Source organism: Pseudomonas sp. NPDC086581 (assembly GCF_044746165.1).
Classification (GTDB): domain Bacteria; phylum Pseudomonadota; class Gammaproteobacteria; order Pseudomonadales; family Pseudomonadaceae; genus Pseudomonas.
In genome coordinates this window covers 88,884-106,305 of record NZ_JBIVBR010000011.1, presented here as the reverse complement: position 1 = coordinate 106,305, position 17,422 = coordinate 88,884, and the positions used below count along the sequence as shown (strand labels likewise).

The following is a 17,422-nucleotide window of genomic DNA, read 5'->3' as shown; positions in this document are numbered from 1 at the left end:
TTACACCTTCGATACCTGGGGACGCCCCAGGAGCCCTTGCGGCCGGAAAATCAGGATGGTCACCAGCAGGCCGAAGGCGAACACGTCCTTGAAGTCGGTGTTCACCATGCCCGAGAACTGCGCCTCGGCCACGCCCAGGATCAGCCCGCCGAGCATCGCGCCGGGCAAGGAGCCGATACCGCCGAGCACCGCGGCGGTGAACGCCTTGATGCCGATGATGAAGCCCGCGTAGAAATCGAAGGTGCCGTAGTTCATGGTGATCAGCACGCCGGCCAGTGCAGCCATAGCGGCGCCGATGATGAACACGTAGGAGATCACCCGGTCAGTGTTGATGCCCAGGATCGAGGCCATCTTGCGGTCCTGCTGGGTGGCGCGGCACATGCGCCCGAGCTTGGTGTACTGGATCACGTAGGTCAGCACCGCCATGCCGACGAAAGCGGCGATGAGGATGAACACCTTGGTGTAGGTCAGTTGCACGAAACCTTCGCCGATGTGGAACTTGAAGGCGCCGTCGAGCAGGGTCGGCACGCCTTGCTGGCGCGGGCCCTGGGACAGCTGCACGTAGTTCTGCAGGATCAGCGACATGCCGATGGCGGAGATCAGCGGCGCCAGGCGCGTGGAGTTGCGCAGCGGCTTGTAGGCGATGCGCTCGATCACCCAGCCGTAGACGCCGGTGACGAAGATGGTGAAGACCAGCGTGCCGAGGATCAGCAGCGGGAACGACTGCAGGCCGAAGAAGGCCAGCAGCGCCAGGGCCACGGCCGAGAGGTAGGCGGAGATCATGTACACCTCGCCGTGGGCGAAGTTGATCATGCCGATGATGCCGTAGACCATCGTGTAGCCGATGGCGATCAGGCCGTAGACCGACCCGAGGGTCAGCCCGTTGATCATTTGCTGGAGGAAGATACCGTCCACGATTGGGTACTCGCGCAAGCTGGCAGGAAAGGCGGACGGCTCGCGCGATCACCGGCTCGTGACCAGCTGCGCGCGTTTCGTCGACCTGCGGGGAAGCCGGCGCCGCGGGTAGCGGCGCCGGCAGGTCAGGCGGTTACTTCTTGAACGCGTCGAGCTGGTGGTACTTGCCCTTGTCGTCCCACTCGTAGACCACGTAGTCGGAGACTTTCAGGTCGCCTTTCTTGTCCCATTCCTTCTTGCCCATCACGGTCTGCACCGGGTTGGCCTTCAGCCAGGCGCTGGCCTTGGCCGGGTCGGTCTTGCCCGCGCCATTGAAGGCAGCGGCCAGGGCCTGTACCGAGGAGTAGGCGTAGAGGGTGTAGCCTTCGGGCTCGAAGCCGTTGGCGCGGAATTTCTCCACCACGGCCTTGCCGTCCGGGATCAGGCGCGGGTCGGCGCCGAAGGTCATCAGCACGCCCTTGACGTATTGCGGGCCGCCAGCGGTGGTGACCAGTTCGTCGGTGACGATGCCATCGTCGGACATGAACTTGGCGGTCAGGCCCTGCTCGCGCATCTGACGGACCAGCGGGCCGGCTTCCGGGTGCAGACCGCCGAAGTAGACGACTTCTGCGCCCGAGGCGCGGATCTTGGTGACCAGGGCGTTGAAGTCCTTCTCGCCACGGGTCAGGCCTTCGTACAGCACTTCCTTCACGCCACGTTTGTTCAGCTGCGCACGGGTGGCGTCCGCCAGGCCCTGGCCGTAGGTGTCCTTGTCGTGGATCACCGCGACCTTCTTGGCCTTCAGCACGTCGACGATGTAGTCGCCGGCGACCACGCCCTGCTGGTCGTCACGGCCGCACATGCGGAACATGCCGGAGAGGCCGCGCTCGGTGACCTGCGGGTTGGTGGAACCGGGGGTGATGGCGATCACGCCGGCCTCGTCGTAGACCTCCGAGGCGGGGATGGTGGAGGAGGAGCAGAAGTGGCCGACCACGGCGACCGCCTTGTCCTGATCCACCAGGCGGTTGGCCACGGCCACTGCCTGCTTCGGCTCGCAAGCGTCGTCCGCCTTCACCAGTTTAATCTTCTCACCATTGATACCGCCGGCGGCGTTGATGTCTTCCGCGGCCTGGCTAGCCCCGCGCCAGTACTGCTCACCGAACGAGGCGTTCGCCCCGGTATGCGGACCTGCGACCCCGATAACGACATCGGCCTGTACAACCGAAGACATGCCCAGTGCGGTGGTTACCGCCAGAGCCAGAAAGCCTTTTCTGAAAATCTTCTGCGACATGGAGTTTTGCTCCTGAGGGTTTTTTGTAATGGCGCGTTGTATTTCTTGTTGGCGATTTCTCGTTTAAGCGATTCAGCGAATTATCGACAGCAAGCGGCGTGCCATTCGTTTTTGTTATTAACCAAGTCCTACAGCGAAAATAGCCCGAGCTGGCAGATATCAACTGCTAGACACGTGCAACCCACCAAAAGCAGAAGGTGCAACCAATCAGGCAAAAGGGTGCAACCCGACTTCCCGTGAGCTGACTTTCTCCAGCCACCACAGGCGCAACCCAAACCGTAACCATCGCTGTCACCGAACTGCACATCCTCGGTGCAGACCCGTCGGGGTAACGCACCATAAGAGGCTAGACCAAAGTGCAGCGAGCGTTGGCGGGTCAAACCGGGGCGGCGACCGCCCCGACCTGAACGACCTCAGATCACCACCCGCAGGCATTGCCCGGCGTGATAGAGGGAGAAGCCGGCCTCGTACAGACAGCTGCGCAGGCCCACGGCGGAGATTTCCTCCATGGGCCGCAGCGGCATCGGCAGCGCGCTGGCGTCGCCGTCCAGCAAGAAGTCGGCAAATGCCTTGCCCACCACCGTGCCGGTGGTGACGCCACGACCGTTGTAGCCGCTCATGGCGACCAGCCCCGGCGCCGGCTCGAACAGGCGCATGAGGTGGTCGGGGGTGAAGTCGATGCAGCCGGTCCAGGTGAACTCCCAGTCCACCTTGCCCAGCTTCGGGAAGTAGTGCTGCTGGATGCGGTCGGCCCAGCTCTTGAGAAACCACGCCGGCTTGCCGGTGCCCTTGCCCAGGCTGCCGAGCAGCAGGCGGCCGTCGGCGTCGCGGCGGATGCTGCTGAGCACCTGGCGGGTATCCCAGGAGCCCTGCCCGCCCGGCAGGATACGCGCCGCTTCCGCGCCCTCCAGCGGACGCGAGGCAACCTGATAGTAGTAACCGGGGAAGAAGGTGCGGCGCAGTTGCGTCCACTCGCCCTCGGTGTATGCGCTGGAGGCGATCACCACCTTCTCGGCAGTGACCACTCCACCAGCAGTGATCACATTCCACGCGCTGCCCACGCGCACCAGGCCAACCACCGGGGAGTGGTGATAAAGCTCGCCCCCCTGGCCGACCACTGCGCGGGCCAAGCCGCTGACGTAGGCCATGGGGTTGAGCGTGCCGGCGCGGCGGTCGAGCAGCGCGCCAGCAATCTTGTCGGTGCCGCAGGCCTGCTCGCAATCGGTACCGGTGAGCAACTCTACCGGAGCGCCACGGCGGCCCCACTGTTCGCAGCGGCTGCGCAGGTCAGCCAGGCCACGGGCGTTGTGCGCCATGTGCAGGGTGCCTTCGCGGCGCGCCTGGCAATCAATGCTGTATTTGTCGATCAGCGAGAACACCAGCGACGGTGCGTTGCCGAGCATGCGATTGACCCGTTGGCCAATCTCCGCGCCCATGCCCGCTTCGATCTCGTCCGGAGGAATCCACAGGCCGGCGTTGACCAGCCCGACGTTGCGCCCCGAGCCACCGTGCCCGGTGGTGTGGGCCTCCAGCACGCAGACCTTCTGGTCGCGCTCCAGCAGATGCAGCGCGGCGGACAGGCCAGTGAAGCCCGCGCCGATGACACAGACATCGACCCTGCGGTCCCCGCGCAGCTCCGGGGCTTCCGGGCGGTCGGGAGTCAAGTGTTCCCACAGACACTCTTGGCGAAGCGACATCCAGCGATCCTTCTACGCGAACCTTTGTGAATGACTCGGTACTTCAGGCCCGTTCGTGGGCCGGGGTGGCTGTCGGAGCGAGCTTGCTCGCGAACCGCATCACGCCGAAGTCCAGCCGGACCCCGTTCGCGAGCAAGCTCGCTCCTACGAAGAGCAGGCCCGACGGCCTCAGTCGAAGACTATGCCCTGCGCCAGCGGCAGTTCCCGCGAGTAGTTCACGGTGTTGGTCTGCCGTCGCATGTAGCCCTTCCAGGCGTCGGAGCCGGACTCGCGGCCGCCGCCGGTTTCCTTCTCGCCACCGAAGGCGCCGCCGATCTCCGCGCCGCTCGGGCCGATGTTGACGTTGGCGATGCCGCAGTCACTGCCCACCGCCGAGATGAAGGCTTCCGCCTCGCGCAGGTCGGTGGTGAAGATGCACGACGACAGGCCCTGGGGCACGCCGTTGTTCAGCGCCAGCGCATCGTTGAAGTCCTGGTAGGGCACCACGTAGAGGATCGGCGCGAAAGTCTCGCTGCGCACCACGTCGCTCTGCTCGGGCATCTCGACGATGGCCGGCGACACGTAATAGGCCTCGGGGAATTTGTCGGCCAGCTGGCGCTCGCCGCCGAATACCACGCCACCCTCGCCGCGCGCCTGCTCCAGTGCTCCCTGCATGGCCAGGAAGCTGCGCTCGTCGATCAGCGGGCCGACCAGGTTGCCCTCCAGGGGATGGCCGATGCGCACCTTGGCGTAAGCGGTCTTCAGGCGGCTGACGAACTCGTCCTTCACCGACTCGTGGGCGATCAGCCGGCGCAAGGTGGTGCAGCGCTGCCCGGCGGTGCCGACGGCGCTGAACAGCACGGCGCGCACGGCCATGTCGAGGTCGGCGCTGGGCGCCAGGATCATCGCGTTGTTGCCGCCCAGTTCGAGGATGCTACGGCCGAAACGGGCCGCCACGCGTGGGCCGACTTCGCTGCCCATGCGGGTGCTGCCGGTGGCGCTGACCAGGGCGACGCGCACGTCGTCCACCAGTGTTTCGCCAGCGCTGCGATCGCCGATCACCACTTGGCTGAGATACGCCGGGGCGTCACCGAACTTGCTCAGTGCGCGCTCGAACAGCGCCTGGCAGGCCAAAGCAGTCAGCGGGGTCTTTTCCGACGGTTTCCACACTACCGAGTTGCCGCAGACCAGCGCCAGCGCGGTGTTCCACGACCAAACGGCGACCGGGAAGTTGAAGGCGCTGATCACGCCGACCACCCCCAGCGGATGCCAGGTCTCGCGCATGTGATGGCCGGGGCGCTCGGAGGCGATGGTCAGGCCGTAGAGCTGGCGCGACAGGCCGACGGCGAAATCGCAGATGTCGATCATTTCCTGCACTTCGCCCAGGCCTTCCTGGGTGATCTTGCCGGCCTCCCAGGACACCAGCTCGCCGAGCGCCGCCTTGCTCGCCCGCAGCTCCTCGCCGAACAGCCGCACCAGTTCGCCACGGCGCGGCGCCGGCACCTTGCGCCAGGCGTCGAAGGCATGGGCGGCGCGACCGATCTTCTGCTCGACCTCGGCGGCGCTTTCCAGGCGCACTGCGCCCAGGCGGCTGCCGTCGATGGGAGAGTGGATAACCTGATCGCCACCGGTAACCAGGCGGGCGTCGACGCCGAGGGATTCGAGCAGTGCGGAAATCATTTGGACTCCAGTTCGTTTCAGATGACCTGACGGAATGCCAGCAGTAATAAACGGCTTGCGGAGGCACAACAAACGACGTTTCCTATGCATATCATTCCGTAAATTCATGAACTGCCCGCCATGCTGAGCAAACGCCACCTGCCGTCCATGACCGCCCTGCAATGCTTCGAAGCGGTGGCGCGGCACCTGAGTTTCACCCGTGCCTCCGAAGAGCTGAACCTGACCCAGAGCGCGGTCAGCAAGCAGGTGGCGCAGTTGGAGGAAATGCTCCAGCATCTGCTGTTCCGCCGTGTGCGCCGTCGCCTGCAATTGACCCCGGCGGGTGACCTGTACCTGGTGGAAGTGCGCAAGATCCTCACGCAGGTGGAGATGTCCACCCACTACCTGCTGTCCTACGGCGGCGAGACAGAGGTGCTGCGCGTGGCTACCCCGCCGACCTTCGGCGCGCGCTGGCTGATCCCAAGGCTGAATGGCTGGCGTCACCGCCACCCGAACATCCACCTGGACCTGCGCCAGGAACTGGAACCAGGCGACCTGCTGCAGTCGCGCTGCGACATCGCGTTCTTCTTCGGTGCCGCCACTCTGCCGGGCGCGGAATGCGTGGCGCTGTTCGGTGAGGAGATGGTGCCGGTGTGCTCACCGGCGATCCTGCCGCCGCAGCCGCTGGCCGATCCGACCCAGCTGGCGGACCTGGTCCTGCTGCAGAACGCCACGCGCCAGGAAGCCTGGCACGAGTGGTTCCTCAGCCTCGGCCAGCACAGCGAGCACAGCTACCACGGGCCGCGCTTCGACACCTTCTACATGTGCATCCGCGCAGCGCAAGCCGGCTGCGGCGTGGCGCTGCTGCCGCGCTTCCTGGTGGAAGAAGAACTGAACGAGGGCAAGCTGGTGATCGCCTGGCAGCACGGCCTGCAGAGCCGCAGCGGCTACTACCTGGCTTACCCCGAGCATGCGGCGGCGGTACCCAAGGTCAGGGCGTTCGTGGAGTGGATCGGGGAGCGGATGGAGGGCTAGCGCCCAGCGCTCAGCGCTCAGCGCTCAGACCAGCAGGCTCCGATCAAACACGAACGCCCCATCCCCCTGCGGCGTGAAGCGCAGGACATGCTGCGGCCGGCCCATCGGCGGCTGGTGGCGTTCACCGGTGTCTTCCACCCAACCTGCCGCCTTCATCCGCTCCAGCCGACCGCGCAGGCTGGAATGCTGGATTTCCTCACCGATGGACCACTCGAAGGCCTTCAGCGCCTCGGCCACGGTGAAGCGCTCCGGCAGCAGGTGCAGCGGCAACGCGCTGTACACCGACTTGCCCGCCAGCCGCTCGCAGGCCTGCTGCACCAGCTGGGTGTGGTCGAAAGGCAAGGCAAAGCGCTCACTGCGCACGGCATCCAGTGGCACGAAGTCCAGGTCGTCGGCGGCCAACTCAGTGTCCGGCGCCACCAGCACCAAATAGAACACGCTCAGCGACCAGCCACGCGGGTCGCGTACCGCATTGCCCACAGTCGCCACCTGCTCCATGTACGCCGGCTTCACCCGCGCCTTTTCGCGCAGTGCGCGCAGGGCGGCATCATCCAGGCCATGGTCGGCACAGCGGCCGTTGATCAGCACGCCGGGCAGCGCCCATTGACCCTCGAACGGCGCCTGGGCGCGGCGGATCAACAGCAGCTCCAATCCGTGCTCGGGATTCAGGCGCAGCGCCACGATATCCACGGTGGCCAGCACTTCAGCGGTACTCATCGATGCTCCTCAAATGCTTCCTCGCAGGAAGAAGCCTGAGACTTATTTCACCATGTACAGAAAGCATCTTCCACCTCCGAGTATTTTTATCTTTCTGCTTGACGACTTATTTCATGTCGTGAATTATGTAGCCACGACAGGCCACAAACGGTCAAGCGGAGGCTTCCATGAACCTGATCGCCAGCTTCGATGTAGACGCCCAGAAAGGCTTCACCCCACTCTGCCCCAACGAACTGCCGGTACCCGGCGGTGAGGCCATCGGCGCAGCCCTCAACCTGATGGCCGAGCGCGCCAGCCTGCGCCTGGGCAGCAAGGACGCCCACAGTCCGCAAGCGCCCTGGGTAGTGAGCAAGCCGGCACAGATGCTGCAACCGCTCGCCTTGCCCAATGCCGACCTCACCTGGGTCAGCCACTGCGTGCCGGGCACGCCGGGCTTCGAATTGCTGGACGAGCTGCCCAAGCCGATGGACTACGACTTCTTCATCTGGAAGGGCGTGGAGCCGGACCTGCACCCCTACGGTGCGTGCTACCACGACCTGGCGGAACGGCGCAGCACCGGTGTGATCGAATACCTGCGGCAGAACGCTGTCAGCCATGTACTGGTGGGCGGCCTGGCGCTGGACTACTGCGTGAAGACCACCGCTCTGCAGCTGCGCCGTGCCGGCTTCCAGGTGCTGCTGTACCTGCCGGCCTGCCGCGCCATTGCGGAGGAAACCGCGAAGATCGCCTGTGCCGAAATGCGCAGCGCCGGGATTCTGCTCTGCGCGGACGAGAACGAACTGGACGAGGCCCTCATGGGCATCAGGGAGAATTGATCATGGCCGAGAGCGTGTTTGCCGACAGCATCGTGCAGAACCTGCTGGACACCGACTTCTACAAGCTGACGATGATGCAGGCGGTGCTGCACAACTACCCCAACGCCGAAGTAGAGTGGGAATTCCGCTGCCGCAACGCAGAAGACCTGCGCCCGTACCTGGCGGAAATCCGCTACCAGATCGAGCGCCTGGCCGAGCTGGAAGCCACGCCGGACCAGTTGGCCTTCCTCGAACGCATCCCGTTCATCAAGCCGGATTTCATCCGCTTCCTCAGCCTGTTCCGCTTCAACCTGCGCTACGTGCACACCAGCATCGAGGACGGCCAGTTGGCCATCCGCCTGCGCGGGCCATGGCTGCACGTGATCCTCTTCGAGGTGCCGCTGCTGGCCATCGTCAGCGAGGTGCGCAACCGCTATCGCTACCGCGAGGTGGTGCTGGAGCAGGTCGGCGAGCAGCTCTATCGCAAGCTCGACTGGCTCGCCGGCAACGCCAGCGCGGAGGAGCTGAAGGAATTCCAGGTCGCCGATTTCGGTACCCGCCGGCGCTTCTCCTACCGCACCCAGGAAGAAGTCGTGCACATCCTCAAGCGCGACTTCCCCGGCCGCTTCGTCGGCACCAGCAACGTACACCTGGCCCGCGAGTTCGACGTGAAGCCCATCGGCACTATGGCCCACGAATGGCTGATGGCGCACCAGCAACTCGGCCCGCGGCTGATCGACAGCCAGATCGCCGCGCTGGACTGCTGGGTACGCGAGTACCGTGGCCAGTTGGGCATCGCGCTGACCGACTGCATTACCATGGACGCCTTCCTGGGCGACTTCGACCTGTACTTCGCCAAGCTCTTCGATGGCCTGCGCCACGACTCGGGCGACCCGCTGGTCTGGGCCGAAAAGGCCATCGCCCACTACCGCCGGCTGGGGATCGACCCGATGACCAAGACCCTGGTGTTCTCCGACGGCCTCGACATGCCCAAGGCGTTGCAGCTCTTCCGTGCATTGCGTGGCAAGATCAACGTTAGTTTCGGTATCGGTACCAACCTGACCTGCGACATCCCCGGCGTTGAACCGATGAACATCGTGATCAAGATGACGGCCTGCAACGGCCACCCCGTGGCGAAGATTTCCGACACGCCGGGCAAGACCCAATGCCGCGACGAGAACTTCGTCGCCTACCTGCGCCACGTGTTCAAGGTGCCGGTGTAACCCTTTTTCCGCTTTCCACAGGAGCCCTCCAGATGAAAGACACACAGGCCGCCATCGCCAGAGAACTCAACGTGCAGCCACCCTTCCAGTCCGACGCCGAGCTGCAGGCCGAGATCCAGCGGCGCGTGCGCTTCATCCAGGACTGCCTGAAGGGTTCGGGGATGAAGACCCTGGTGCTGGGTATCAGCGGCGGCGTCGACTCGCTCACCGCCGGCATGCTATGCCAGCGGGCCGTGGAAGGCCTGCGCGCCGAGACCGGCAACCAGGACTACCGCTTCCTCGCCGTACGCCTGCCGTACAACGTGCAGGGCGACGAGCAGGACGCCCAGGACTCGGTGGACGTCATCGCCCCCGACGAGCGCCACACCGTAAACATCGGCCCGGCCGTACAAGCGCTGGCCGCCGAGACCCAGGCGCTGGAAGACCTGGCCCCGGCCACCCGCGACTTCGCTCTGGGCAACACCAAGGCGCGCGTGCGCATGGTCGCCCAGTACACCATCGCCAACGCCCGCGCTGGCCTGGTGGTCGGCACCGACCACGCCGCCGAGGCGGTGATGGGCTTCTTCACCAAGTTCGGCGACGGTGCCTGCGACCTCGCCCCGCTCACCGGCCTGGTGAAGAACCAGGTGCGCAGCATTGCCCGCAGCCTCGGCGCGCCGGAGCATCTGGTGGAGAAAGTGCCGACCGCCGACCTCGAAGACCTCGCCCCCGGCAAGCCGGACGAGCACGCCCACGGCGTGACCTACAAGGAAATCGATGCCTTCCTGCACGGCCAGGAGGTCGGCCAGGAGGCCTTCGACATCATCGTTCGCACCTTCGAGAAGACCCGCCACAAGCGCGCACTGCCCACCGCGCCATAAGCGAACGGCAGCCGTTAACGCGAGAGAAATCCCGCGTTAACGGCTCAATGCTCAATGCTGGGGAATGACGTAGCGCCAGATCGCGATGAAGTGCAGCAGGCTGCCGGCGATCACGAACAAGTGCCAGATGCCGTGCCAGTGGCGGAAGCGGCTGTCGTAGGCGAAGAAGATGATGCCGATGGTGTAGCAAGCCCCGCCGCCCACCAGCCAGGCGAACCCCGCTCCGCCCAGCGCGCGGTACAGCGGGCCGACCGCGATCAGCACGATCCAGCCCATCACCGCGTAGATAATGATCGACAGCACCCGCGCCTCGGAGCGCGGCTTGATCTCCTGCAGCATGCCAATCACTGCCATCGACCAGACGATGCCGAACAGCGTCCAGCCCCAGGGCCCTTTCAGCGTCACCAGGCAGAACGGCGTGTAGCTCCCGGCGATCAGCAGGTAGATCGACAGGTGATCGAGCTTGCGCAGGATGACCTTCGCCCGCCCCCGCACGCTGTGGTAGAGCGTCGAAATGCTGTAGAGCATCGTCAAAGTCGTGCCATACACTGCCACGCTGACGATGCGCAGCGGCTCGCCCACCAGGCTGGTGGCCACCAGCAGCCAGATGCCGCCCACCAGCGCCAGTACAGCGCCGATCAGGTGGGTCCAGGCGTTGAAGCGTTCACCGTGGTACATGCATCCCCCCTTGCGATTTCAACCACGCAGCACCTGACTCCGATTTATGAAATAAAAACCGTGAAATAAAAAGCCCGACCAAGGGTCGGGCTTTCTCGATCAGCCAACTTTCGAAGAAAGCCGGATCACTTCACCGCCAGGGTGCCCTTCATCATGGCCGAGTGGCCCGGGAAGGAGCAGAAGAAGGCGTATTCATCGCCAGCCTTCAGCTTGGAGACGTCGAAGGTCACCGAATCCTTCTCGCCGGAGCCGATGATCTTGGTGTGGGCGATCACGCGGTTATCACCTTCTTTCACGTAGTTCTTGTCCAGACCAGCGGCCATGCCGTCGGTCACCACGCCCTGCATGTCAGCGGCGGTGGTCAGGACCCAGTTATGACCCATTACGTTCTTCGGCAGGCTGCCCGGGTGGGACAGGTTCACAGTGAAGGTCTTGCAGCTCTTGTCGACGCTGATGGCGTTGGTGCTGAACTGCATCTGGTCGTTGCCCTGGATGTCCACGGAGCATTCGGCGGCCAGCAGCGGGGCACTGAACAGGCCAAGCAGGGATACAGCGGCGAGTTTACGGAACATGACATGCCTCCTAGGCAGGTTGGGCGGAGAATCCTGAAGGGGAAGACTGCCCGAACGTGATCGGGGTTCCCCTGATCTGCATCAATGGCCGTCGGCCACGTGCCAAGCACCGAACTGTCTATCAGGTCGATCAGCAGGATCAACGAGGCAGAACAGCGCACTCCGCCTAGCATAGACGTCATCCCCCGGCCCCACAGGAGCTCGCACCCATGCACCGTCTTGCGCTGTTACAAAGCCCGCTGCTACAGAACCTGCTCGCCTGCTACGCACTCGGTGCCTCCGCCGGCGGCTGCCAGGACAACTGAATTCGGCTTGGTCGCTTTCCTCGCAGCCGGTAACCTGACGGCCTGCTGAAAGAGGACAGTTCCATGACCTTGCGTTCCATCTGCGTATTCTGCGGCGCCAGCCCCGGCGCTACCCCGATCTACCAGGAAGCCGCCGAAGCCCTCGGCCGCCACCTCGCCGAGAACGGCATCCAGTTGGTCTACGGCGGCGGCGCCGTGGGCCTGATGGGCATGGTCGCCAATGCCGCTTTGGCCGCTGGCGGCGAAGTCATCGGCATCATCCCGCAGAGCCTGAAAGATGCCGAAGTCGGCCACAGCGGCCTGACGCGCCTGGAAGTGGTGGACGGCATGCACGCACGCAAGGCCCGCATGGCCGAACTGAGCGACGCCTTCATCGCCCTGCCGGGCGGCCTAGGCACCCTGGAAGAACTGTTCGAGGTCTGGACCTGGGGCCAGCTGGGCTACCACGCCAAGCCGCTGGGCCTGCTGGAAGTGAACGGCTTCTTCGATCCGCTGCTGACCTTCCTCGACCATCTGGTGCAGGAGCGCTTCGTGCGCCAGCCGCACCGCGACATGCTGCAACGCGCCGCCTCGCCCGCCGAGCTGGTCAGCGCCCTGGCCGCCTGGAAGCCCCTGGCCGCGCCCAAGTGGGTCGACCGTACGCCAACCTGATGCACGACTACCAGCAGCGCTCCGAGCTCGCGCCTCGGAGCCCGCTGCTGGCCAGCGTCAGCACCCCGCAGGCATCCCCCGCCATCGCCCCGACCGGCTCGGCCTGCAGGACATAGCCAGACTCATCCGGCTCACTGGCGAAACCCAGGCGGTAGAACGCCTTCCCTGCATCGCGTGGCGACTGGTCGAATGCAAGCGTTGCGCCAACGTAGCTGCCACGACTGGTGTAGAAGCGCTCCAGCGACTGCGCCAACTCCACCAGCGACTTCTGCGCGTCCACCCGGCGCACCCGCTGGATGTGATCCTGATACGCCGGCAGGGCGATACCCAGCAGGACCCCGATCAGGGTCAGGCAGACCAGCGACTCCACCAGCGTGAAGCCGCCAGCGCGTTCGTTCGGCGATGTCATTTCACCGAGACTCCCACCAGGCCTTGCGCCCGGAATCACGGGGTACATTGATTCTCTGCTCCTGCGGCCTGCCATCGCGATCCACATCCATGATGCGCAGAGCACCGCCCGGATCGGATTGCAGAAGCGCTCCGCTGGTCCGCTGCGCTGCGTCGCCGCCCGTCATGACAGCGCCCGACAGGCCACCTGCCAGCCGCTCTCCGCTGCCGATATCCAGTACCACTGAAGCGTAAGCGAGAGGGTCGCTGCAGGGGTCGTCTCCCGGTGCGATCAGGTTGAACAACACCAGCTTCCCATCGCGTATCTGCGGCTGCTCCACCACGCGCGAGCCATCCGCCGGCAGGTCGAGATACCAGCCGCGAGCACCATCCGTGTCGGGCACCGGTAGAAGATCAGACCGCCCGACCATGGCCCGCCCATCGTCGAGAACGCCATAAAGACTTTCAGTCTTCGCCGACGGTTCGTCATCACCCACGCGGTAAAAGCGGCCGGTGCCGAACAACACTCGCACTTGTCCGCTACGATCCAGGGCGGCCGCCACCGGCGCGCTGATTGCCTGCGGAGCCCCATCTGGCGCCAGCGCCCGGAACAGAGGCTTGCCGGCCAGCGACGGAGGGATCGCTGAGCCGCCGTCCTCTTCGTCCGCCAAATCCACGCGCCAGAGATTCCCGAGACTGTCACCCACATAAAGGCGGTTGGCGGTTACGTCGCCCGTGCTGCTGATGACCGTCACCGGTCCCAGGTCGCCGGCCTCGGGCAGATGGACGCGCTTGTGCACATGACCATCCGCCGCATCGAGCAACCAGATGTCCCCGCCCCGGCTTTCCGGGTCCCTGGCGCCGGAGGACACCGCCACCACGAACCGTCCCCGCCCGAGGGCCATCAGGCTTGGCCGCCCCAGCGTGTAGCCGAGATCAGGGTGGGCGAACTCCCAGAGCACACTGCCGGGCCGAACGCGCTCCGGGTCGGTCACGTCCAGCGCAAACAGGCTGTTACCACCCGCTCCGGTGCTGCCCAACAGCAGGGTCCGCCACTCCCGGCTGATCCAGGCGTTACCCACAACAGGTGACCCATCGACGTAAAAGCGGTGGGCATAGCCGGGATCGGCCAGCTCGCGAAGATGCCCCAGCACAGCCGCCGGCACATAGGCGAACAACTCGCGCCCATCGCGCGCATCGAAGCCATGCAGCATGCCGTCGTTGGCGCCCACTGCCACCAGCGGCGCGCGCTGCTGGTATTGCTCGCTGGCAAGAAACTCCCGGTAGCCAGCGCCTAATGGCTTGGGCAGCTCACCGTAGGGCTGCGGGTCGTGCCAGGAATAGACCGGGTGCGAGCCAACGATGTCGCCCAGCCTGCCGGTGCGCAGGCGGAACGGCAAATTGCTGCCCGGCTCCTGGCGTTCGTGGAGGCGCGAGCCACGCAGGTAGTCGACCAGCAACTCGCCCTGCTCGCCTCCCAGTCTGCGGCGCTGCTCGTCATCCAGGGCACTCCAGGCGAAGGACATGCCGGCGCGCGCGATCAGCGCTCCATCCGCCCCGGCCGCGGCGGGCCGCATTGTGAGAATGTTCCGCCCAGCCAGTTGCGCTTCGCTCAGCGCATCCAGATTCCGTGCTGCGGACCATCGCGGCTGTTGCTCACCTTCGCGCCAGAGCTGCAGGTCTCCGCTCCAATGCCGCCGCGCCAGCAAGGTACTGAACCACTCGCCGGGGTTCAGGCCGGCACTGAAATTGCCAATGCTCCGAGGGTCATCGTCGGCCGCTCGGGCAAATGCCTGCTTTAGCTCATCACGTAGTTGCTCGGGCTCGGCGAGCCTCAGCAGATTGGCCGGCCAGCCATCCGCGCCTTGCCACGTGCTGTCCGGCAGCGGTGATGTGCGCACATAGGAGTGGCCACGCGAGAAGGCAAAGCCGCCGTACTGGGCCGCCAGCCACAGGGCGCTGCCCGGTCCGGACACATCACGGAAAGATGCAAGCCAGTAGGTGGAGGCACTCTGCCGACCGGGCAGGTCCGGGCGCAGATCGCGCACATGGGCGTCATAGGCCAGGCCTGCCAGCACGAGTGAAGCGGCGGAGCCTGCGCCTCCCTGCATGGTCGTCACCTGCTGCGTCGCCTGGGCCAATTGCGGATCTCCAAGGCGCAGCAGACTCGCGCCGGCCTCGCCCTCGCCCACGCCGCCGATTCCGAGCATGGCGTTGCGTTGGCAGGCGTAGGTGAGCGGGTCCGCGTGATCTCCCTGATGGCGCAGATAGCGGGTGCCGGCATGCAGCAACTCACCTGGGTCATCGAAGGGCAGTAACGGGGCCTCGTCGAAGCGGTGGAGCGTGGCGATCACGCCAGCCGGCCGGTCGATGAAGACTCCGGTCTGTGCCGACCACTCCTTGAGCGGGTTATCCCGCCCATCATCCAGCCACGGACCGATGAACTTCTGCGGCGCGCGCAGCACCGCTCCCGTTTCGCTATCAGACCGGCCAAACAGGCTGAAGCGCAGGCGCCCGGCGTATTGCTGCAGCAATCCCTCGGGCTTGTGGTGCTCACCATGGCGCTGGCAGTTACGTTCCAGCTGGCCGGCAACACAGACCTGCACGCGCACCGCGAGCCGGTAGGTCGTCGCTGGCAAAAGCGGCTCTCCGGGCAAGAACTCCTGCGGCTCGCCAGGAAATTCCGGACTGCGACTCAGCAACAGGCTGCGCTCCTCTCCCGCTATACGCAGGTACAGCGTTATGCCGGAGAACGGCGTAGCACCCTCCACGGTGTCGAAAGGCAGAAGGCGATCCGGGAAGACGCCGTCCCGCTCGAGATTCCGGCCCTTCTGCAACACCGTCAGCCCGACGCTGTCGATGAAGCGATCGCCCCCGGTCAGCACAGAGCGATACACGTCGATGTTCTGCGCCGTTACCCAGTTGAGGAAGTTACCACTCCAGGCCTGCCGACAGAGATGGGTCAGTGCCGGGCCGACAGGCTGGAAATAGCGCTCCGTCCCGGCTTCGTCAAAGCGGTAGGCGTAGCACTTGTCCGGGTCGAAGTAGCCGAAGTACCGCTCGCCGGTGGCGTAGCCAAGGCTCGGATTGGCAGCAGCCGCCGTCGCCCCGTGGGCCGAGGACGGAAGCAGCAGGATGTTGCCTGGAGCACCGCTGGCCACCTGCAGCGGTACCTGGCTGACCGGCGCTGCCGACAGCGCGCCCGCCAGAGTCGCACCCGCCATCAGGGAACAGAGTCTTCCGAGCCTCACGGCCACCTCCTTGGTACGCGCTAACGGATGAAATAGATGCTGCTCAGCCGGACACTGGAAACTGGCTCCCCTGAAGGCTGGCGACGGGCGCCGAAGCCTTCGGCACGCACCTCGATGGCGACACCACTGGCCGAGCCGCCCTTGCCGACTTCCAGCCCTTCGCTGGCTAGCCAGCGCAGGAAGCGCAGCCGGTAGACCGGCTGCGCCGCGCTCGCGGCAAAGCCAGCAGACACGCCTTCGGCTGCGTCCAGAGAGGTCATCGGGCCGTCGCGCCGATAGCGCGCCAGTGCCGCCGTTTCACCGGCCCGCAGCGCTGCTTCCGCCGCCTGGAAGGCCATCTGCCGATCACGCAGGTTGCCGGCCATGCGTTCTTCCAGCTGCACCATGTGCATGCCCGCCAGGCCAATGAGTGTGAGCAGCAACAGCATGACCAGCGAGACCAGCAGCACCGCCCCGCACTCGGTTTCATGGCGCATCGCAGACCTCCCTTCATGGCAAAAGATTGCGCAGCGTAATGGTGCTGCTCATCACCAGCCGCAGTCGTCGCTCCGCATTCGGTGGAACGGTTCGGCCGTCGAACTGCAGCGCCTTGGGCGCCTCGTCGACCTCGCGGGTCTGGCTCTGCAGCAACAGGCTGACGCGCACCGTACGTACCCGCCGCCAGTCGCCCGTGGTCATTTCCCGCGCCGCCTTGTAGGCCGCCACCGCCTCGCTGCCCGCCCCTGCCACGCCATAGCGCAGGCTCATGCCGGCGACGCCGTTGACCAGTTCTTCGGTGTTCGGCTTGAAGGAGGTCTGGCTGTTGTCGGTCACGAACAGCCCCGGCGTCCCGTCGACGCCACGGCCGATCCAGTAGATCGCGTAGCGGTAGGGGTAGACCCGCGTGGCGGGCGCCAGGAAGTGCTCCAGAGAACGATCCGCCAACAGGCTCGCCGCATTCCCGGCATTGCGCAGCAGCAAGCAGGACTGCTGATCGCTGAGCAGATAGAAGGCTCCTGCGACCGCACTCGATGAGACGAGGAACATTCGGTTCGCGCTGATCGAACGCGCCTCGAGAACAGGGTCGGACGCGTAGCGCAGCAGCACAGCGTCCGTGTTCGCCAGACGCCCGGAAGGCACCCAGGCGGCTGCCGGCATTCCCGCGCCATACCCTTCGACTGGCGAGCGCTCCACGGCGTACTGCGCGTCACCGACGCCACTGGCATTGATCAGGGCGCCGGTACAGGCGCCTGTGAATCCGGCATTACGCAGGTCCTGTGCCATGGCCTCCAGCGCGAAGCGGCCATTCTCCTGCAGCTCGGCCAGCGCCACACCGCTCTGATAGCTGCGCTTGCTGCCGACGACGACCTGGATGACGCCCGCCAGGAGCAGCAGGCCGAGCGCCATGGCGACCAGCAGCTCGACCAGCGAAAGCCCGCGCTGGCGCATG

General features: G+C 65.4%; 16 protein-coding genes. 5 read left to right on the top strand and 11 right to left on the bottom strand.

What is annotated here, in order from left to right:
- The 4 genes from ACIPK7_RS21860 to ACIPK7_RS21845 form a co-directional block, all read right to left on the bottom strand.
- The gene (locus ACIPK7_RS21860; RefSeq protein WP_401090129.1) at positions 1 to 915 is read right to left on the bottom strand and encodes a branched-chain amino acid ABC transporter permease LivH; all 915 of its coding nucleotides are present in this window, start codon (positions 913 to 915) and stop codon (positions 1 to 3) included.
- Positions 916 to 1,048: 133 nt separating this feature from the next.
- Positions 1,049 to 2,185, bottom strand: coding sequence for a branched-chain amino acid ABC transporter substrate-binding protein (locus ACIPK7_RS21855; RefSeq protein ID WP_138214067.1), 1,137 nt, complete (start codon positions 2,183 to 2,185; stop codon positions 1,049 to 1,051).
- 413 nt (positions 2,186 to 2,598) lie between these two features.
- Entirely contained in the window at positions 2,599 to 3,882 is a 1,284-nt protein-coding gene (locus tag ACIPK7_RS21850) for an NAD(P)/FAD-dependent oxidoreductase (RefSeq protein WP_401090127.1), read from the bottom strand.
- Between the two features lie 168 nt (positions 3,883 to 4,050).
- Positions 4,051 to 5,541: an aldehyde dehydrogenase family protein gene (locus ACIPK7_RS21845; RefSeq protein WP_401090125.1), complete on the bottom strand. Its 1,491-nt coding sequence runs from the start codon at positions 5,539 to 5,541 to the stop codon at positions 4,051 to 4,053.
- Between the two features lie 120 nt (positions 5,542 to 5,661).
- On the opposite strand from ACIPK7_RS21845, the gene ACIPK7_RS21840 reads away from it, so the two are divergent.
- Positions 5,662 to 6,555 (top strand): LysR family transcriptional regulator, encoded by an 894-nt coding sequence (locus tag ACIPK7_RS21840; RefSeq protein WP_401090123.1) that lies wholly within the window; start codon positions 5,662 to 5,664, stop codon positions 6,553 to 6,555.
- 24 nt (positions 6,556 to 6,579) lie between these two features.
- Here ACIPK7_RS21840 and ACIPK7_RS21835 read toward each other — a convergent pair whose 3' ends face one another.
- The gene (locus ACIPK7_RS21835) at positions 6,580 to 7,272 is read right to left on the bottom strand and encodes an NrtR DNA-binding winged helix domain-containing protein (protein ID WP_401090121.1); all 693 of its coding nucleotides are present in this window, start codon (positions 7,270 to 7,272) and stop codon (positions 6,580 to 6,582) included.
- Between the two features lie 167 nt (positions 7,273 to 7,439).
- Here ACIPK7_RS21835 and ACIPK7_RS21830 point away from each other — a divergent pair, with 167 nt between their 5' ends.
- The 3 genes from ACIPK7_RS21830 to nadE are packed head-to-tail and all read left to right on the top strand — an operon-like array spanning position 7,440 to position 10,149.
- Entirely contained in the window at positions 7,440 to 8,087 is a 648-nt protein-coding gene (locus tag ACIPK7_RS21830; RefSeq protein ID WP_401090119.1) for a nicotinamidase, read from the top strand.
- 2 nt (positions 8,088 to 8,089) lie between these two features.
- On the top strand, positions 8,090 to 9,289 hold the full coding sequence (gene pncB / locus ACIPK7_RS21825; protein WP_401090117.1) for a nicotinate phosphoribosyltransferase: 1,200 nt from the start codon (positions 8,090 to 8,092) through the stop codon (positions 9,287 to 9,289).
- 32 nt (positions 9,290 to 9,321) lie between these two features.
- Positions 9,322 to 10,149 carry an ammonia-dependent NAD(+) synthetase gene (gene nadE, locus ACIPK7_RS21820; RefSeq protein WP_401090115.1) on the top strand — a complete coding sequence of 276 codons (828 nt, stop codon included), beginning with the start codon at positions 9,322 to 9,324 and terminating at the stop codon, positions 10,147 to 10,149.
- Between the two features lie 51 nt (positions 10,150 to 10,200).
- On the opposite strand, the gene ACIPK7_RS21815 is transcribed toward nadE, so the two are convergent.
- Together ACIPK7_RS21815 and azu are read right to left on the bottom strand one after the other, a co-directional pair.
- Positions 10,201 to 10,827 (bottom strand): hemolysin III family protein, encoded by a 627-nt coding sequence (locus ACIPK7_RS21815; protein ID WP_192434151.1) that lies wholly within the window; start codon positions 10,825 to 10,827, stop codon positions 10,201 to 10,203.
- Between the two features lie 125 nt (positions 10,828 to 10,952).
- Entirely contained in the window at positions 10,953 to 11,399 is a 447-nt protein-coding gene (azu, locus tag ACIPK7_RS21810; RefSeq protein ID WP_401090113.1) for an azurin, read from the bottom strand.
- Between the two features lie 368 nt (positions 11,400 to 11,767).
- Between azu and ACIPK7_RS21805 the strand changes: the two genes are divergently transcribed.
- The gene (locus ACIPK7_RS21805) at positions 11,768 to 12,355 is read left to right on the top strand and encodes a TIGR00730 family Rossman fold protein (protein ID WP_192225241.1); all 588 of its coding nucleotides are present in this window, start codon (positions 11,768 to 11,770) and stop codon (positions 12,353 to 12,355) included.
- Between the two features lie 7 nt (positions 12,356 to 12,362).
- On the opposite strand, the gene ACIPK7_RS21800 is transcribed toward ACIPK7_RS21805, so the two are convergent.
- Genes ACIPK7_RS21800 through ACIPK7_RS21785 form a run of 4 tightly spaced genes read right to left on the bottom strand, consistent with a single transcriptional unit; the run spans position 12,363 to position 17,421 of the window.
- Complete coding sequence (locus tag ACIPK7_RS21800) at positions 12,363 to 12,764, bottom strand: type IV pilin protein (RefSeq protein ID WP_401090111.1); 402 nt, start codon at positions 12,762 to 12,764, stop codon at positions 12,363 to 12,365.
- Between the two features lies 1 nt (position 12,765).
- Positions 12,766 to 15,993: a pilus assembly protein gene (locus tag ACIPK7_RS21795; RefSeq protein ID WP_401090109.1), complete on the bottom strand. Its 3,228-nt coding sequence runs from the start codon at positions 15,991 to 15,993 to the stop codon at positions 12,766 to 12,768.
- A gap of 20 nt (positions 15,994 to 16,013) precedes the next feature.
- Complete coding sequence (locus ACIPK7_RS21790; protein ID WP_192434145.1) at positions 16,014 to 16,469, bottom strand: PilX N-terminal domain-containing pilus assembly protein; 456 nt, start codon at positions 16,467 to 16,469, stop codon at positions 16,014 to 16,016.
- A gap of 13 nt (positions 16,470 to 16,482) precedes the next feature.
- Positions 16,483 to 17,421 (bottom strand): PilW family protein, encoded by a 939-nt coding sequence (locus ACIPK7_RS21785; protein WP_192434143.1) that lies wholly within the window; start codon positions 17,419 to 17,421, stop codon positions 16,483 to 16,485.
- Between the last annotated feature and the right edge of the window lies 1 nt (position 17,422).

Bases quoted from the DNA above. Each gene is read 5' to 3' on its own strand.
- ACIPK7_RS21850 (WP_401090127.1), bottom strand. From the start codon at position 3,882: ATGTCGCTTCGCCAAGAGTGTCTGTGGGAACACTTGACTCCCGACCGC.
- azu (WP_401090113.1), bottom strand. From the start codon at position 11,399: ATGTTCCGTAAACTCGCCGCTGTATCCCTGCTTGGCCTGTTCAGTGCC.
- ACIPK7_RS21830 (WP_401090119.1), top strand. From the start codon at position 7,440: ATGAACCTGATCGCCAGCTTCGATGTAGACGCCCAGAAAGGCTTCACC.
- ACIPK7_RS21855 (WP_138214067.1), bottom strand. From the start codon at position 2,185: ATGTCGCAGAAGATTTTCAGAAAAGGCTTTCTGGCTCTGGCGGTAACC.
- nadE (WP_401090115.1), top strand. From the start codon at position 9,322: ATGAAAGACACACAGGCCGCCATCGCCAGAGAACTCAACGTGCAGCCA.
- ACIPK7_RS21845 (WP_401090125.1), bottom strand. From the start codon at position 5,541: ATGATTTCCGCACTGCTCGAATCCCTCGGCGTCGACGCCCGCCTGGTT.
- ACIPK7_RS21800 (WP_401090111.1), bottom strand. From the start codon at position 12,764: ATGACATCGCCGAACGAACGCGCTGGCGGCTTCACGCTGGTGGAGTCG.
- ACIPK7_RS21835 (WP_401090121.1), bottom strand. From the start codon at position 7,272: ATGAGTACCGCTGAAGTGCTGGCCACCGTGGATATCGTGGCGCTGCGC.
- ACIPK7_RS21785 (WP_192434143.1), bottom strand. From the start codon at position 17,421: ATGCGCCAGCGCGGGCTTTCGCTGGTCGAGCTGCTGGTCGCCATGGCG.
- ACIPK7_RS21790 (WP_192434145.1), bottom strand. From the start codon at position 16,469: ATGCGCCATGAAACCGAGTGCGGGGCGGTGCTGCTGGTCTCGCTGGTC.
- ACIPK7_RS21815 (WP_192434151.1), bottom strand. From the start codon at position 10,827: ATGTACCACGGTGAACGCTTCAACGCCTGGACCCACCTGATCGGCGCT.
- ACIPK7_RS21840 (WP_401090123.1), top strand. From the start codon at position 5,662: ATGCTGAGCAAACGCCACCTGCCGTCCATGACCGCCCTGCAATGCTTC.
- pncB (WP_401090117.1), top strand. From the start codon at position 8,090: ATGGCCGAGAGCGTGTTTGCCGACAGCATCGTGCAGAACCTGCTGGAC.
- ACIPK7_RS21805 (WP_192225241.1), top strand. From the start codon at position 11,768: ATGACCTTGCGTTCCATCTGCGTATTCTGCGGCGCCAGCCCCGGCGCT.